This is a genomic window from Flavisphingomonas formosensis (assembly GCF_009755815.1).
Taxonomy (GTDB): Bacteria; Pseudomonadota; Alphaproteobacteria; order Sphingomonadales; family Sphingomonadaceae; genus Flavisphingomonas; species Flavisphingomonas formosensis.
The window spans coordinates 1-15,454 of record NZ_WRPK01000010.1 but is presented as its reverse complement, the minus strand read 5'-3'; the positions used below and the strand labels follow the sequence as shown (position 1 = coordinate 15,454).

15 protein-coding genes are annotated in these 15,454 nt (G+C 66.5%); 10 read left to right on the top strand and 5 right to left on the bottom strand.

The window, feature by feature from the left end:
* Positions 1-69 precede the first annotated feature (69 nt).
* Positions 70-486, bottom strand: coding sequence for an ExbD/TolR family protein (locus GQY20_RS23700; RefSeq protein ID WP_157219632.1), 417 nt, complete (start codon positions 484-486; stop codon positions 70-72).
* 270 nt (positions 487-756) lie between these two features.
* On the opposite strand from GQY20_RS23700, the gene GQY20_RS23695 reads away from it, so the two are divergent.
* Together GQY20_RS23695 and GQY20_RS23690 are read left to right on the top strand one after the other, a co-directional pair.
* Complete coding sequence (locus GQY20_RS23695; RefSeq protein WP_157219631.1) at positions 757-1,671, top strand: alpha/beta fold hydrolase; 915 nt, start codon at positions 757-759, stop codon at positions 1,669-1,671.
* A gap of 133 nt (positions 1,672-1,804) precedes the next feature.
* Positions 1,805-3,196 carry a hypothetical protein gene (locus tag GQY20_RS23690; RefSeq protein WP_157219630.1) on the top strand — a complete coding sequence of 464 codons (1,392 nt, stop codon included), beginning with the start codon at positions 1,805-1,807 and terminating at the stop codon, positions 3,194-3,196.
* Between the two features lie 26 nt (positions 3,197-3,222).
* Here the strand turns inward: GQY20_RS23690 and GQY20_RS23685 are convergent, their stop codons facing one another.
* Genes GQY20_RS23685 through GQY20_RS23670 form a run of 4 tightly spaced genes read right to left on the bottom strand, consistent with a single transcriptional unit; the run spans position 3,223 to position 7,706 of the window.
* A complete protein-coding gene (locus GQY20_RS23685) occupies positions 3,223-3,990 on the bottom strand; it encodes an enoyl-CoA hydratase/isomerase family protein (protein ID WP_157219629.1) in 768 nt (255 codons plus the stop codon).
* Positions 3,990-5,264 (bottom strand): acetyl-CoA hydrolase/transferase family protein, encoded by a 1,275-nt coding sequence (locus GQY20_RS23680; protein WP_157219628.1) that lies wholly within the window; start codon positions 5,262-5,264, stop codon positions 3,990-3,992. The genes GQY20_RS23685 and GQY20_RS23680 overlap by 1 nt, the downstream gene beginning before the upstream one ends.
* A 7-nt stretch (positions 5,265-5,271) precedes the next feature.
* Positions 5,272-6,123: an SDR family oxidoreductase gene (locus GQY20_RS23675; RefSeq protein WP_157219627.1), complete on the bottom strand. Its 852-nt coding sequence runs from the start codon at positions 6,121-6,123 to the stop codon at positions 5,272-5,274.
* Positions 6,120-7,706 (bottom strand): acyl-CoA synthetase, encoded by a 1,587-nt coding sequence (locus GQY20_RS23670; protein ID WP_157219626.1) that lies wholly within the window; start codon positions 7,704-7,706, stop codon positions 6,120-6,122. The genes GQY20_RS23675 and GQY20_RS23670 overlap by 4 nt, the downstream gene beginning before the upstream one ends.
* A 224-nt stretch (positions 7,707-7,930) precedes the next feature.
* Between GQY20_RS23670 and GQY20_RS23665 the strand changes: the two genes are divergently transcribed.
* The 8 genes from GQY20_RS23665 to GQY20_RS23630 all read left to right on the top strand — a co-directional run bounded on the left by GQY20_RS23665 (position 7,931) and on the right by GQY20_RS23630 (position 15,315).
* Positions 7,931-8,536: a TetR/AcrR family transcriptional regulator gene (locus GQY20_RS23665; protein ID WP_157219625.1), complete on the top strand. Its 606-nt coding sequence runs from the start codon at positions 7,931-7,933 to the stop codon at positions 8,534-8,536.
* On the top strand, positions 8,533-10,008 hold the full coding sequence (locus tag GQY20_RS23660; RefSeq protein ID WP_157219624.1) for an acetyl-CoA carboxylase biotin carboxylase subunit: 1,476 nt from the start codon (positions 8,533-8,535) through the stop codon (positions 10,006-10,008). Before GQY20_RS23665 ends, GQY20_RS23660 begins: the two co-directional genes overlap by 4 nt.
* A 10-nt stretch (positions 10,009-10,018) precedes the next feature.
* A complete protein-coding gene (locus GQY20_RS23655; protein WP_198351193.1) occupies positions 10,019-10,495 on the top strand; it encodes an acetyl-CoA carboxylase biotin carboxyl carrier protein subunit in 477 nt (158 codons plus the stop codon).
* A gap of 3 nt (positions 10,496-10,498) precedes the next feature.
* Complete coding sequence (locus tag GQY20_RS23650) at positions 10,499-12,106, top strand: acyl-CoA carboxylase subunit beta (RefSeq protein WP_157219622.1); 1,608 nt, start codon at positions 10,499-10,501, stop codon at positions 12,104-12,106.
* A gap of 123 nt (positions 12,107-12,229) precedes the next feature.
* Positions 12,230-13,234 (top strand): DUF7064 domain-containing protein, encoded by a 1,005-nt coding sequence (locus GQY20_RS23645; RefSeq protein ID WP_157219621.1) that lies wholly within the window; start codon positions 12,230-12,232, stop codon positions 13,232-13,234.
* Positions 13,235-13,237: 3 nt separating this feature from the next.
* A complete protein-coding gene (locus GQY20_RS23640; RefSeq protein ID WP_157219620.1) occupies positions 13,238-14,236 on the top strand; it encodes a phosphotransferase family protein in 999 nt (332 codons plus the stop codon).
* On the top strand, positions 14,229-14,555 hold the full coding sequence (locus GQY20_RS23635) for a DUF6285 domain-containing protein (RefSeq protein ID WP_232476220.1): 327 nt from the start codon (positions 14,229-14,231) through the stop codon (positions 14,553-14,555). Before GQY20_RS23640 ends, GQY20_RS23635 begins: the two co-directional genes overlap by 8 nt.
* 1 nt (position 14,556) lies before the next feature.
* A complete protein-coding gene (locus GQY20_RS23630) occupies positions 14,557-15,315 on the top strand; it encodes an enoyl-CoA hydratase/isomerase family protein (RefSeq protein WP_157219619.1) in 759 nt (252 codons plus the stop codon).
* The last annotated feature ends 139 nt before the right edge of the window (positions 15,316-15,454 follow it).

Genomic DNA, 15,454 nt, shown 5'->3' with positions numbered 1-15,454 from the left:
AAGATCGCGACCAGGATGATAGGGGCATAGACTAGGGCGCAGGCGGGCGATTATCCTTGGGGATCGCCTTCAATACAGTTGATACTTCTCGTTCCCGACGAACCCCATGCGCGTCACGCCCGCGCGCTTGATCTCCGCCATCACCTGGTCGACCGCTTCGTAGCGCGCCTCCGCATCTGGCTGGAATTGCAGCTCCGGTTCGCTCGGCAACTGCATGGAGCGCTCCAGATAGGCGCGCAGCGTCGCCCTGTTCACGGCGGATCCATTCCACCGGGTGACCCCGCCGGCATCGATCGTGAGCCGGTTGCGCAGCGTGTCGACGACCGTTCCCGCAGGTCCGTTGGGAAGATCGGTCTTCACCGCATGCGTCTGGATCGGAATGGTGATGATGAACATGATCAGCAACACCAGCATCACGTCGATCAGTGGCGTCGTGTTCATTTCCACCATCGGGGCGGAATCTGCGGGAAGAAGGTTGGCGGCCATGACATCCCTCATCATGTTATGATATAACAATGAACATGCTATGCTCGGGAAATCTGGGCAAGGGAATTTTCGCGTCGATGGACGATCTGCGGCGGTTGGCGGAAATCTTCGATTCAACTTTTGGTATTTCCTTTTTATTTTCGTTTCCAAAGTCTTCATCGAAGCAATAGATCGATCCCGAGTAGACAGGACCAGCAGATTGTCTACGAAGACTCTTCCGGTGATCCAACCGTGCGCCGGCAGGGCTCGATCCCGAAGGGGAGTAGCGACATGGTCTTCCGAAAGCTGACGATTTCTTTCGCGGCGGCGATGTTCGCCCTGGCCGCACCGGTGGCGGCGAAGCCGGATTATGCCATTCGCGAGATCCCGACCAACGGAACGACGCTGCACGTGCGCATCGCGGGGCGTGGGCCCGCCGTCGTGCTTCTGCACGGCTTCGGCGATACCGGAGACATGTGGGAACCGCTGGCCGAGGATCTGGCCCGGGATCATCGGGTGATCGTACCGGATTTGCGCGGCATGGGCCTTTCGGCTCATCCGGCGTCGGGCTATGACAAGAAGACGCAGGGCGTCGACATTGCGGGCATTCTCGATGCGCTGGGCGTCGACAAGGTCGACGTGGTCGGCCACGATATCGGCAACATGGTCGCCTACGCCTTCACGGCGCAATATCCAGACCGTGTCCGCAAGCTGGTCCTGATCGACGCGCCTGTGCCCGGTCTCGGAGACGCGTGGGAATGGCTCAAGCGCCAGCCCTCGACGTGGCACTTCAACTTCTACGGCCCCGACGAGGAGCGGCTGGTTGCGGGTCGCGAGCGGATCTTTCTGGATCGTTTCTATAATGAGCTTTCCGCTCATCCGGAAAGCATAACCGAAGCCACGCGCTCTCATTACGCGGCGCTTTATGCGCGGCCCGGTGGAATGCATTCGGCCTTTTCCCAATTCGCCGCATTCCCTCAGGACGAAAAGGACAATCAGCAGCTGTTCGCGCGAGTGGGCAAGCTTAAGATGCCGGTCCTCGCGGTCGGCGGCGACAAGTCGCTGGGCGTCAAGATGGGCGAGTCCGCCGGCTTCTTCGCCAGCAACGTCCAGCGGGCGATCATTCCCGATGCCGGCCACTGGCTGATGGAGGAAAGGCCGGAGGAGACCGTCCGTGCTGTGGCGGGGTTCATCCGGACTCCGTGATAAGCCGCGCGGCAAGCGCCGGCCGTAGCATGTTTGTGCAGTCGATCTGGCGCCGCTGGATGGAATGAGCCGGCTGTCGCTGGCGGCGTCCGGCGTCTCGCGGCAATCCCCCCGTTCATGCCAGCCTCGCAGCATGAGCCCGCCGACCCGCTACAGCCCCGCCCTGATCCCCGCCGCCCGCACGTTCGCCGAGCGCGGCGCGCTCGACAAGGATCTCGCCGCCGCCTTCGGCGTCCATTTCAAGACCATCCGCGAGTGGAAGCAGCGCCATCCCGATTTCGCCGCCGCCTGCAAGCTCGGCCGCGATGCAGCCGACGCGGCGGTCGAGCGCGCGCTGTTCCGGAGGGCCACCGGCTATGATCGCGAGACCGAGCGCGTCTTCCTGCGCGACGGCACGCTCGTCCGCGTCGCCGTCACCGAGCATGTCCCGCCCTGCGACAAGGCCGCCACCTTCTGGCTGCGCGTCCGCCGTCCCGATCGCTGGGACCCGCCGCCGGTGATCCGGCACGCCGATGACGACGCCCTCTCGTCCACCGAGGAGGCGCTGCGCGATATCGAGGAGGATGCCTATGAGGCGATGTGCGCCGCCCAGGACGGCGGGCCGGAGATGGACGGCGACGAAGATGGAATGGCCCGGATCGATGCGCTCGATCCTGGGCCTGTCTCGCCGGCGGACGATGGCGATCCGCTGGTGGGGCTCACGTCAGATAAGTCCTACGAAGAGGGCCGTACCATTCCCTCCCGTCATCCCGACGAAAGTCGGGATCCATTAGCCGCAGCGTCGCGCCTTGTCGGCAACGCTGCGGCTAATGGATCCTGGATCAGCGAGGCGACCCGGCGAGCCGGGATGACGAAAAAGGAGGAGGCCGCCGATACCCTCCCTCGTCGCATACACCCCCCGCTGCCCGATCCGATCGCCGTGCCCCTGGTCGAGCCGATCGACGCCGCTCCCTCCGCGCCGGGCTCCAAATATGACCCCACTTTCGTCCCCATCGCCCGGCAGTTGGCCGAACAGGGGGCGCTCGATCGCGATCTGGCGCGGGCCTTCGGCATCTCGCTCACCACCTTGCGCCAATGGACCTTGCGCCACGCCGCGTTCGGACAGGCGGTCCGCCTCGGCAAATCCGTCGCCGACGATGCCGTGGAGGCGGCGTTGTTCGCCCGCGCCACCGGTTACGCTTATATGCGCGAGACGGTCCTGCTGACCGACGCGGGCGAGGTGCTGCGCGGCGAGATCCTTGTCCAGCAGCCGCCCTCGCTCCCAGCGATGCTGTTCTGGCTCGACCGCCGCCGGACCGACCGCTGGTCTCCCCTCTCTCCGTCCGATCTCGATCCCGACGAGGCCGCCGCCCTCATCGCCGAGACCCGCGAGCGCGTCGCCGAATATGACCTCCACCGCCGCCACTGGCGCACCCATGGCTGCGCGCCGCCCGATCGCGATGAGCCCGCGCCGCCCGACTGGCTCTGGGACGAGGAGGATCTTAGCGATGAAGAGGACGATGATGTCTCGAACGGGGAGGCGTAATATCGGCGATCACCCCGCAGCCGGCATCACTCCCCCAGCCACACCGGCTTGCGCTTCTCGGCGAACGCCTTCGGCCCTTCCTGCGCGTCCTTGCTGCGATAGGCGCGCTCCCAGGTGTTGCGCGCGGCGCGCAGGGCCGGGGTGCGGCCCATCTCGGTCGCGAGCATCACCGTCTCCTTCGCCGCGGCGACGGAAAGCGGCGCATTCTCGACGATCCGGCGCGCGATCTTCATCGCCTCCTCGACGAGCTGGTCGGGCTCGGCGACGCGGTTGACCAGGCCGATCTCATAGGCGCGCTGCGCGTCGATCGGATCGCCGGTCAGCAATATCTCCATCATGATCCGCTGCGGGATCATGTTGATCAGCGGCGCTGCCCAGGGCGATCCGCGGCCGACCTTCACCTCGGTCACCGCGAAACGCGCGGTGGTCGAGGCGACGCACAGGTCGCAGGCCTGGGCGATCAGCCAGCCGCCCGCGAAGGCGACGCCGTTCACCGCCGCGATCGTCGGCTTGGTGATCTCGATATTGTCGCCCGGCACCGGGAACATGCCGCGCGGCGGCACGGTGAGCTTCAGCTCGGCCATCTCCTTGAGGTCGCCGCCCGCGCAGAACGCCTTCTCGCCGGAGCCGGTGAGGATCGCGACGCGCAGTTCGGGGTCGTTCTCGAACCGCTCCCAGCCGGCGAACAGCCCCTCGCGCACCTCGCGGCCGAGCGCGTTGCGCGCCTCCGGCCGGTCGATGGTCATCAGCGCGATGCCGGGTTCCGGCACCTCGAAACGGACGGCGTCTCCCATTAATAGCCCCTCTGGAACAGCGCGTGCGCCTCGCGTTCGAGGCTTTCGCGGAAATCGGGATGCGCGATCGCGATCAGGCGCCGCGCGCGTTCGGCCAGCGACTGGCCCTTGAGCTCGGCCGCGCCGAACTCGGTGACGATCACGTCGGTCTCGACCCGCGCCGTAGTCACCGGGCCGGACAGGCGCGCGACGATGCGGCTGGAGGTGCCGCCTTGCGCGGTCGCCGGCAGCGCGATGATCGAGCGCCCGCCCGGCGAGCGCGCGCCGCCGCGCACATAATCGACCTGGCCGCCGGTGCCGCCGACATATGATCCGCCGACTTCCTCGGCATTCACCTGGCCGGTGAGGTCCACCTCGACCGCCGAGTTGATCGAGACCAGCTTGGGCAGCGCGCTGAGGATCGCATCGCCATGCGTCGTCGCCGAGGCGCAGATCCGTACCGCCTTGTTGTTGTGGCAGAAGCGATAGAGCCGCTCGCTGCCGATCAGCGCGCCGGTCACCGAGACGCCGCGATCAGCCCGCTTGGTCGCATTGGTGAGCGCGCCGGATTCGGTGAGGTCGACCAGCGAGTCGCCGATCATCCCGCTGTGCAGGCCGAGGTCCTTGCGGTCCGAGATCAGCTGCGCGATCGCGTCGGGCACCGCGCCGACGCCGAACTGCAGGATCGATCCGTCGCCGATGTAGCTCGCCGCGATCTGCGCGATCGCCCGGTCGCCTTCGCCGATCTTCGCGGGCGGCACGCTCACCACCGGCCGGTCGGTCTCGATGCGATAGTCGATATGCGAGCCGGGCAGCAGCTTGTCGCAGGGCACGAACGGCACCTGCGCGTTGATCTCGGCGACCACGACACGCGCATTGGCGACCATCGCCTGGGTATAGTCGTTGATCACGCCATAGCTGTGATTGCCGTCGGCATCCACAGGGCTGACCTGCACGAAGGCGACGTCGCAGGGAATGACGCCGTCCGCGATCAGCCGGCCGATCTGGCCGACATGGCAGGGGATGATGCCGAGCTTGCCCGCCTTGGAAAGCGTGCGCAGCGTCCCGATCGCGCCCATGCTGGTGAAGGCGATATGATCGGCATGCTCGGGCTTCAGCGTCGTCGAGAAGCTGGAGCCGACAAAGGCGGAGATGCCGCCGAGGCCCGCGCGCTGGGCCAGCAGCGCCTCGACCAAGGTGGAGGGCTCGCCCGCCGCCTGGCCCCAGACGACATGATCGCCCGGCCTGATGATGGCGGAAAGGTCCAGCGCGGCGGAATCGATGGTCACTGTCATGGGTGAATCACTCGTCGATCTTGAAATAGTCGGGCTTGGCGATCGTCCATTGGTCACCCCAGATCTGGTTGCCGCCGTCGACGTGCAGCACCTCGCCGGTGATGAAGCCGCCGCCGTCGCCGGCGATCATGCACACCGCGTCGGCAATCTCCTCGGCCTGGCCGAAGCGCTTCATCACATTGGTCTGTATCATCGCCTTCACCGCCTCGGGCTGGTAGGCATTCATCCCGCTGGTCGAGATCAGGCCCGGCGCGACGCAGTTGACGCGGATATTGAGCGGCGCCCACTCGATCGCCAGCGTCTTGGAGAGCGCGATCACCCCCGCGCGCGCCGCCGCGGTGTGCGCGACCCCGGGCATGCCGCGGCCGACGACCGCGACGATGTTGACGATCGATCCGGGCACGCTCGCAAAGCGCCAGCGCTGCGCGGCGGCCTGCATCATGTGCCAGCTGCCGTTGAGGTTGGTATCGATCACGGCGTTCCAGCCCTTGGGGCTGATGTCGATCGCGTGGCTCGGAAACTGACCGCCGGCATTGTTGACCAGGATGTCGACGCCGCCGAACCGCTCCCAGGCGGCATCGAACAGGCCGGAGACCGCATCGGGATCGCGGATCGTCAGCGCGTAGGTCATCACGTCGGCCTCGTAGCGCTCCAGCGCCTTGGCCGTATCCTCCAGCTTGGCGATATCGCGCCCGCACAGCACCAGGCTGCCGCCGAGCTTCGCCACCCAATGCGCGATGGCGCGGCCGAGCCCCGTGCCCGCGCCGGAGACCATCACCGTCTTGCCCGCGAAATAGCCCTCGCGCAGCGCCGGTGTCATCGCGGCGAGCGCCTCGTCGGTTCGGCCATATTGGGTCATATCTTGCGTTCGTGTCCTTCCCAGAAGGGCCGGCGCAGCTCGCGCTTCAGCACCTTGTTGGCGGGTGTCAGCGGGAATTCGCCGTCCCATATCTGCATGCTGCGCGGCAGCTTGTATCCGGCGATCAGCGGCCGGCAGTGCTCGATCAGCTCCACCTCGGTGAGCGTCGCTCCATCGTGGAGCCGGATGATCGCATGGACGCTTTCGCCCCATTTCTCGCTGGGTATGCCGACCACCGCGCATTGCCGGACGGCCGGATGAAGCGACACCGCATTCTCCACCTCCTGCGAATAGACATTCTCGCCGCCGGAGATGATCATGTCCTTCACCCGGTCGACGACATAAACGAAACCTTCCTCGTCCATCCGCCCGCCGTCGCCGGTGTGCATCCAGCCGCCGCGCAGCGCGTGCGCGGTCTCCTCGGGCCGGCGCCAATAGCCGAGCATCATATTCTCGCCGCGCACGACGATCTCGCCGACCTCGCCGCACGGTACCTCGACATCGTCCTCGTCGACGATGCGGATCTGCACGCCCACGGTGGCGCGGCCCGCGGCGCGGTAGACGCCCCGCGCGCGATAGTCGCCGCGCAGCGCATAGTCCGGCAGCACCGCGCACATCGGCGAAAGCTCGGTCATCCCATAGGCCTGGATGAACCGGGCCTGGGGCAGGGCGGCCACGGCACGGTCGAGCAGCGTCTCGGTGATCGGGGAGGCGCCGTAGATCACGGTGCGGAAGCTCGACGTGTCGGTCGCCGCGAAGTCCGGATGCTCGATCACCATCTGGATTACCGCCGGAACCAGCAGGCTCTCGGTCACGCCATGGGTCTGGATCAGCCGCAACGCCTCGCCTGCCTCGAACTGCGGCATGACGATCAGCGTGCCGCCGCTGCCCATCGTCGACAGCGCCGGCCAGGTGCCCGCCGCATGGAACATCGGGCCGTTGAGCAGATAGACGCAATCCTCGCGGAACAGCCCTTCGGACCAGCACATCATCGCCTCGTTGATGATGTTGCGATGGCTGAGCATCGCCGCCTTGGAGCGTCCCGTGGTGCCGCCGGTATAGCCGAGCTGGCAGAGATCGTCACCGCCACGCCCCGCATCCTCGCCCGGCTGATGATCGAGGATCAGCTGCTCATAGTGCGGCAGGCCGTCCGGGGTTTCGCCGATCGAGAGCATGCGGATCTCGGGGCGGCCGGCGATGATCTGCCGGCCGACATCGGCCATCTTGTCGTCGACGAAGAGCAGCACCGGCTCGCAATCGGCGATGCCGTCGATCAGTTCGGCAACCGACCAGCGCCAGTTGAGCGGCACGACGACGCCGCCCGCACGCGGGATCGCGCACAGCAGCTCGACATAGCGGTCGTTGGTGAGCGCAAGCACGGCGACCCGGTCGCCCGGCCGAACGCCCATCGCCTGCATTGCGCCGGCAATTCGCGACACGCGATCGGCGACCTCGCCCCAGTTCCGGCTCCTTTCACCGTCCACGATCGCGCGATGGCGCGTCCGCACGCGCGCGGTGCGGGCGAGCAGCGCGCCGACGCCGATCACCGGGCGCGGGGGAAGGCCATGATCAAAGCCCGGCATGGCGGCCTCCACGATCGGCCAGGTGCCCTGTCCGCACCTTTCGGTCGATCCCATTTCGTGATCCGGCCATGTTCCGCGCTCTCCCATGGGCAGCGTCGTTCGCGCTGTTGACGTTAAAATGAACTCCATTCATTATGGTGTCAACGAGGGGGATGGCGGCTTTGCCGGTCGCCCCGAAAAAACCAGCGCTGCCACTCGGGCAGGCGCAGCGTGAGAGGGGTTGAATGCCGCGCATCACTGCCGAGCGATTGCAGGACCGGCGCGACTCCATCCTGGCGGCCGCGCGGCAGGTCTTTGCGCGCAAGGGCTTCGCCCAGGCGTCGATCAGCGACATCGCCCAGATCGCCGGAACGTCGGACGGGCTGATCTACCGATATTTCGAGAGCAAGCGCGTGCTGCTGATCGAGGTGCTGAGCGCCTTCTATGGCCGGCTGATCGCGGGCACCGAGCAGATCATCGACGCCCAGCCCGATTTCGCCGGCAAGCTCACCGCGCTCGTGCAGCGCCATGTCCAGGCCTTTGCCGAGGATACCGATCTCTGCCGGCTGTTCATCGCCGAGGTGCGCAACTTCGACGACTATATCGGTTCGGCCAGCCAGGAGCTCAACCGGCGCTACACCTCGATCCTGCTGCGCGTGATCGCGTCGGGCGTTGAGCAGGGTGCGGTCTCACCGGAGATCGATCCCCGCCTGATCCGCGACATGCTGTTCGGCGGCATCGAGCATCTGGCCTGGCGGCATATCAGCGGCGGCATTGCGATCGATGTCGACGGAACGGCGCGGCAGATCTCGACGCTGCTGCTGGGGGGACTCAAGGGGACAGCAGCGTGAGCGAACTTCCTTTCCGATCGGTACTTGTCGCCAATCGCGGCGAGATCGCAGTGCGCATCCTGCGCACCGTCAAGGCGCTCGGGCTGCAGGGGCTCGTTGTCTATCATGCCGCGGACCGGGATTCTCCGGCGGTGCGTGCCGCCGACATCGCGATCGAGATCACCGGGCCGACGCCGGTCGCCGCCTATCTCGACGGCGCGCAGATCGTCGCGAAGGCGCGCGCGGCCGGAGCCGGGGCGATCCATCCCGGCTATGGCTTCCTTTCGGAGAATGCGGGCTTCGCGCGCGCCGTGGCCGAGGCGGGCATCGTCTTCGTCGGGCCGACGCCCGAAGCGATCGAGCTGATGGGCGACAAGGTCCGCGCGCGCAACTTCGTGGCCGAGCGCGGATTTCCCGTCGCGCCCTCCGCGATCGAGGACGACGATCCCGCGAGCTTCAACGAGCGTGCCCGTGCGGTCGGCGCGCCGCTCCTGATCAAGCCTTCGGCCGGCGGCGGCGGCAAGGGCATGCGGATCGTGCGCGATCTGGCGATCCTCGACGATGAGATTGTCCGTGCGCGCAGCGAGGGGCAGCGCTATTTCGGCGACGGGCGGCTTTATGTGGAGCGCTATGTCGAGCGGCCGCGCCATATCGAAGTGCAGGTGCTCGGCGATGCCCATGGCAATGTCGTCCACTTGTTCGAGCGCGAATGCTCGATCCAGCGGCGTTTCCAGAAGATCATCGAGGAAAGCCCGTCGCCCGGCCTCACGCCCGACGAGCGGACGCGGATCTGCGAGGTCGCGGCCGGGATCGCGCGCGCGGCGGGCTATCGCAACGCCGGCACCGTCGAATTCATCTACGGGGCGGGCGAATTCTACTTCCTGGAGATGAACACCCGCCTCCAGGTCGAGCATCCGGTGACCGAGGAGGTGACCGGTCTGGATCTCGTCGCCGAACAGCTGCGCGTCGCGGGCGGCGCTCCGCTCGGCTACGGCCAGGAGGCGGTGACGAGCAGCGGCCACGCGATCGAGCTGCGCCTCTATGCCGAGGACAGCACCCGCGATTTCGCGCCGACCACCGGACCGGTTCTGATCTATCGCACGCCCGCCGGCGTCCGGGTGGATTCGGGCATCGTCGAGGGCGGCCGCGTCACCGCGGCCTTCGATCCGATGCTCGCCAAGGTGATCGTGCATGGTGCCGACCGGGTCGAGGCGATCGCCAAGGCGGATAAGGCGCTCGCCGATCTCGTCCTGCTCGGTTGCCGGACCAACGCGGCCTTCCTGCGGCGCCTGCTCGCCGATCCGGATTTCGCGTCGGGCGATATGCACACCGGCCTGATCGCCGAGAAGCCGGCGCTGGCGGAAGATCCTCCGCTGGACGAGGACCAGATGACGCGACTGCTCGCTGCGGCGGCGCTGTCGCTGCGCACGATGCGCGACGCGGCCGATGCGGTGCCGCGGCTCCATGCGGCAATGGGCGGCTGGCGGAACTGACATGCAGCATATGATCGCAATCGAAGACGCCCTTCATCGCGTCTGGCTCAGCCGAGACGCGCAGGGCTATGTCCTGCATCTCGGTGCGCAACAGTGGCCCGTCGCGCTCGACGGAACGGCGCTTCGCGTCGCCGGCGCGGCCTCGCCCGTTACCATCGCGGTCGACGGAGACCGCGTCTATGTCCATATCGACGGAGCGGCGCACGAGCTCGTCTATCAGAGCCCGATCGCCTTCCACGCCGCCGAGGCGGGTGGCCCGGCGGAGGACATGGTCCGCGCGCCGATGCCCGGATCGGTGATCGCGACGCCCGTGACGGCAGGAGACAGCGTGGCAGCCGGCGACACGCTGATCGTGATCGAGAGCATGAAGCTCGAGACCGCGGTCAAGGCGCCGCGCGACGGCGTCGTCGAAACCGTCAATTTCGCCGTCGGGCAAAGCTTCGAGCGGGACGCCCTGCTCGTCACCCTCGCATCGCAGGAAGGCTGAGCGATGGCGCGCATCACCTCGCAGATCGATACCGGTTCGGACTCCTTCCTCGCCAATGCCGCGCATAATCGCGGCCTCGCCGAGGAACTGCGCCGCCGTCAGCAGGATGCCCGCTTCAAGCGGCCGCAGCGCGATCTCGATCGCCTCGCCCGGCAGGACAAGATGTTCCTGCGCGACCGGCTGGAGGCGCTGCTCGACCCCGGCACGCCGTTCCTCGAGCTGTCCACGCTTGCCGCGAACATGGCCTATGACGGGGACGTGCCCGGCGCCGGCCAGATGTCGGGCATCGGCATCGTCTCGGGCCGCGAGGTGATCATCCATGCCGACGATGCCTCGGTGAAGGGCGGCGCCTGGTATCCGCTCTCGGTCAAGAAGATCATACGCACGCTGGATATCGCGATCGAGAACCGGCTGCCCGTCATCCACCTGTGCGACAGCGCGGGCGGCTTCCTGCCGCTGCAGCGCGACCTGTTCGCCGATCGCTATTATGCGGGGCGCATCTTCCGCAACCAGTCGATCCTCTCGAAGATGGGCGTGCCGCAGCTCTCGGTCGTGCTCGGCCATTGCACCGCGGGCGGCGCCTATATCCCGGCGCTGAGCGATTACAGCGTGATCGTCCGAGGCACCGGCGCGATCTTCCTCGGCGGGCCGCCGCTGGTGAAGGCGGCGACCGGCGAGGAGGTGACCGTCGAGGAACTGGGCGGCGCGGACATGCACACCAGCGTGTCCGGCACTGCCGACTATCCGGCGGCGAGCGAGGCGCACGCCTTTGCCATCGCCCGCGAGATCGTCGGCCAGTGGACCGTCGCGGACAAGACCGGGATCGACTGGATCGAACCGGAAGAGCCCTATTACGATCCGCAGGAGCTGTACGGCATCCTGCCGCGCGATAGCCGCACCGTATTCGACATGCGCGAGCTCATCGCCCGCATCGCCGACGGCAGCCGCTTCCACGAATATCAGCCGGCCTATGGCACCACCCTGATCTGCGGCTATGCACGCATCTGGGGCTATAAGGTCGGCATCCTCGCCAATAATGGCGTGCTGTTCAACGACAGCTCGCTGAAGGGCGCGCACTTCATCCAGCTTTGCGACAAGAACCGCACGCCCTTGCTCTTCCTGCAGAACATCACCGGCTTCATGGTCGGCAAGGAATATGAACGGCGGGGTATCTCCAAGGACGGCGCCAAGCTGATCATGGCGGTCTCCGGCGCGAGCGTTCCCAAGTTCACGATCAACTGCAACGGTGCGTTCGGCGCGGGCGTCTACGGCATGTCCGGCCGCGCCTTCGACCCGCGCTTCATGTTCACCTGGCCCGGCGCCGGCACCTCGGTGATGGGGGCGGAGCAGGCGGCGAACGTGCTCAGCGACATCAAGATCCGCCAGCTCGCCCGCGAAGGCCGCAGCCTCTCCGAAGAAGAGATCGCGGCAATCCGCGAGCCCGTGCTCGAAGATTATAAGCGCGAGCAGAGCGCCTATTATGCGACTTCGGAACTATGGGACGACGGCATCCTCGATCCGGTGGACACGCGCAACGCGCTCGGCATCTGCATCTCGGCCGCGCTCAACGCGCCGATCGAGCAGCCGCATTATGGCGTGTTCCGGTTGTAGGGTTCGGCGTCACCCCGGCGTAAACTGGGGTCGCTAACAACCGGCACTTGGCTTGCAATAGTGAGCGATCCCAGCTTTCGCTGGGATGACGAATGAAGATAGGCCTCCTACAAGGAGAGAGTGATGTCCGAAGGTTTCCGTCTGCTGCCGAGCGACGAATATCCCCACGCGCCGGATGACGCGGTCAATTTCAACGAAAGCGTCTATACCAACGCCTTCGACGTGAAATCGGGAGTCGGCGGCTGGATGCGCGTCGGCAATCGCGTGAACGAAGGCTATGCCGAGAAATCGGTGGTCCTGTACCTCCCCGGCGGCCGCATCGCCTGCGCCTTCGGCCGGCCGGCGATCACCAGCAACGACGCGTTCGACGCCGAAGGGCTGAAGGTCGAGATCGTCGAGCCGTTCCGTCATCTGCGGCACAGCTATCAGGGCGAGATCATGGTGCTGGACGATCCCCAGCTGCTGCGCAAGCCGGACCAGATGTTCGCCCGGGCCAAGCGCGTCCAGGCCGATATCCTGTGGGATCACCGCTCGGCCAATCCGCTCCATGGCGGTGAGCCGACCAGCCCCGAGCAGCGCACCATGTATGGCCGCGATTTCTCGCGCGGGCACTTCAACCAGCACACGACGGTCACCGGCCACATCCGCATCGGCGACGAAGAGTTCCCGATCGATGGCCATGGCTGGCGCGACCATAGCTGGGGGCCGCGCTACTGGACGACCTTGTTCATCTATCGGCTCTTCCTTGCCACCTTCTCGGACAATAAGGGCCTGATGCTGCTCAAGATCTTCTCACCGGACGGCACGTCCCGCTCGGAAGGGGCGCTGCTGATCGACGGGCAATATGACGAGGTGATGGACCTCAGCGTCGTCAGCGAGTGGGACGAGCATAAGGATCCGACCGCGGCGAAGATCGGCGTGCGCACCGCGACGCGCTCCGTGCTGATCGAGGCGGAGGTGAAGAATCTCGCGCCGCTGCGCAACCGCCGCAAGGACGGCGACACGACGCTGATCTCGCGCATCGCCGAGGGCATCACCCGCTTCCGCTGGGACGGCGAAGAGGCTTGGGGGATGAGCGAGTATATCGAACGGATCGAGGACGGCCGGCTGATCGGCTGGCCGATCTGAGCCATGGCCGACGCTGAGGGTTTCGAGGATCTGCTGCGCGCCGTCCGCCGCCGTTTCGGCGAAGGTGCGCGGATCGACGATATCGCGGTGCCGACGCTGGGCGGCTCCAACCGCACGGTGATCTTCGATCTCGTCGAGGGCGGCACGCGGCGGCGGATGGTATCGCGGCAGGAGACCTATAGCGCCGCGAACAGCCCGTTCCTGGCGACGTCGCTGCAATTCCGCGCGATGCGCGTCGCGTTCGATCACGGCATAACCGTGCCCGAGCCGCTGTTCGAATATGACGCGGCCGACGAGATGGGCTCCGGCTTTGTCACCGCCTTCGTTTCCGGCGAGACCTTCCCCAAGAAGATCCAGACCGGCAGCGCGTTCGAGCGTGTGCGGCCGCACCTTGTCGATCAGCTCGGCGAAGTGATCGCGCGCATGCACGCCATGCCGCCGGAGGTGTTCGATTTCCTGGCATCGATGCCTGACAGCCACGATCCGGTGGGTGCGCAGCGCGAGCGCTATGAAAGCTATGAGGAGCCGCGCCCGGTCGTCGAGGCGGGGCTGCGCTGGTTGGAACGCCATCGGCCACCGGCCGGGGCGGGCAGGGCGCTCCATGGCGATTTCCGTCTCGGCAATTTCATGGTCGATCCCGAGAAGGGCGTAGTCGCGCTGCTCGACTGGGAGTGCGCGCATCTCGGCAGCCCGGCCGAGGATCTCGGCTGGCTGTGCACCCGCTCCTGGCGTTTCGGCCGGCCCGATCTCGAGGCGGGGGGCCTGGCCTCGCGCGCCGCGCTGCTGAACGCCTACAAGGCGGCCGGCGGCACGGCCATCGATCCCGACGAGGTGCGTTATTGGGAGGTGTTCGGGCTGGTGCGCTGGGCGATCCTCAACATGATGCAGGGTCATGGCCATCGCAGCGGCGAACGGCGCGGCCTCGTCTTCGCGGCCTGCGGCCGCAACACCGCTCTCGTCGAATATGATCTCTTGATGACGATGACGGGGCGTTATGACTGACCGGCTGCTTCCCCAGACGCCCGATATGGCGGATCTTCTGCGCACGGTGCGCGAGTTCCTCGTCGCGAGCACGCCGAAGCTGCCGGTCGAGGATCGCTACCAGGCGCAGGTGGCGGCCTATGTGCTGTCGATCTGCGAGCGGGAGTTGGCGGCTGGCGATCCGCAGATCGTGGATGCCGAGGCGCTGTGCCGTGCGATCCGCTTGGGCGAGCGCGACGGCGATTGGGATGCGCTGATCGCCGATCTTATGGATGAGACAGTGGCCGCCGTTGCCATTACCAAGCCGGACCATCTGGCACCGATTCACAGGAAAGGCTGATATGAGCCCGATCGACTTTCGCGTAGAGAATGGCGTCGCGCGGATCACGCTGAATGACGATGCGAACCGCAACGCCGTCAATCTGCGCTTCGTGCAGGAATTCGCGCGGGTGACCCGGCTGGCCGTCACCGACCCGTCGGTGCGCGTCATCCTCGTCACTGCAAATGGCCGCTTCTTCTCGGTCGGCGGCGATCTCAACGAGTTCCTGTCCGAAGAAGAGCGGGTGCGCGATCATGTCCATTCGCTCACCGACCTGTTCCACGTCGGCATCCGCCACCTGCACCGCGCGCCTGCGCCGGTGATCGTGGCGCTGAACGGCATGGCCGCCGGCGGCGGCTTCAGCGTGGTGCTGACCGGCGACATGGTGATCGCCAAGCGCTCGGCCAAGCTCAACAGCGGCTATACCCGCTCCGGCCTGACCCCTGATGGCGGCGCCACCTGGGTGCTGCCGCGCCTTGTCGGCCACCAGCGCGCCTTCGAGATCATGGCATTCAACGAGACCCTGTCGGCCGAAGCCGCGCAGCAGATCGGCCTCGTCACCCGCGTGGTCGACGACGAGGCATTCGAGGCCGAGGTGCAGCGCGTCGTCGATCATTGCGCCTCCATGCCGAAGGATGTGCTCGGCACGCTCAAGCGGCTGATGACCCAGGGCCGCTCCATCTCGCTCGAAGCGCATCTCGATATCGAGGGCGAGACGATCGCCAAGCGTGCCGAAACGCCCGAGACGCTGGCGGTGCTCAAGGCGTTCCTGAAGAAGTAGGCCCCTTCTTCATCCTCCCCCTAGAGCGGGTTGCGAACGGACGGAATCGAGGGGATTCCGTGAGGGTTGGAAATATGATTCAAGCTGCTGGCTGGGCAGGAGGCCGGCAGAGGATGACGCGAGCCTATTCACAGGATTT

Bases quoted from the DNA above. Each gene is read 5' to 3' on its own strand.
- GQY20_RS23655 (WP_198351193.1), top strand. From the start codon at position 10,019: ATGATCGCAATCGAAGACGCCCTTCATCGCGTCTGGCTCAGCCGAGAC.
- GQY20_RS23685 (WP_157219629.1), bottom strand. From the start codon at position 3,990: ATGGGAGACGCCGTCCGTTTCGAGGTGCCGGAACCCGGCATCGCGCTG.
- GQY20_RS23680 (WP_157219628.1), bottom strand. From the start codon at position 5,264: ATGACAGTGACCATCGATTCCGCCGCGCTGGACCTTTCCGCCATCATC.
- GQY20_RS23675 (WP_157219627.1), bottom strand. From the start codon at position 6,123: ATGACCCAATATGGCCGAACCGACGAGGCGCTCGCCGCGATGACACCG.
- GQY20_RS23635 (WP_232476220.1), top strand. From the start codon at position 14,229: ATGACTGACCGGCTGCTTCCCCAGACGCCCGATATGGCGGATCTTCTG.
- GQY20_RS23695 (WP_157219631.1), top strand. From the start codon at position 757: ATGGTCTTCCGAAAGCTGACGATTTCTTTCGCGGCGGCGATGTTCGCC.
- GQY20_RS23665 (WP_157219625.1), top strand. From the start codon at position 7,931: ATGCCGCGCATCACTGCCGAGCGATTGCAGGACCGGCGCGACTCCATC.
- GQY20_RS23650 (WP_157219622.1), top strand. From the start codon at position 10,499: ATGGCGCGCATCACCTCGCAGATCGATACCGGTTCGGACTCCTTCCTC.
- GQY20_RS23645 (WP_157219621.1), top strand. From the start codon at position 12,230: ATGTCCGAAGGTTTCCGTCTGCTGCCGAGCGACGAATATCCCCACGCG.
- GQY20_RS23630 (WP_157219619.1), top strand. From the start codon at position 14,557: ATGAGCCCGATCGACTTTCGCGTAGAGAATGGCGTCGCGCGGATCACG.
- GQY20_RS23640 (WP_157219620.1), top strand. From the start codon at position 13,238: ATGGCCGACGCTGAGGGTTTCGAGGATCTGCTGCGCGCCGTCCGCCGC.
- GQY20_RS23700 (WP_157219632.1), bottom strand. From the start codon at position 486: ATGGCCGCCAACCTTCTTCCCGCAGATTCCGCCCCGATGGTGGAAATG.
- GQY20_RS23690 (WP_157219630.1), top strand. From the start codon at position 1,805: ATGAGCCCGCCGACCCGCTACAGCCCCGCCCTGATCCCCGCCGCCCGC.
- GQY20_RS23670 (WP_157219626.1), bottom strand. From the start codon at position 7,706: ATGCCGGGCTTTGATCATGGCCTTCCCCCGCGCCCGGTGATCGGCGTC.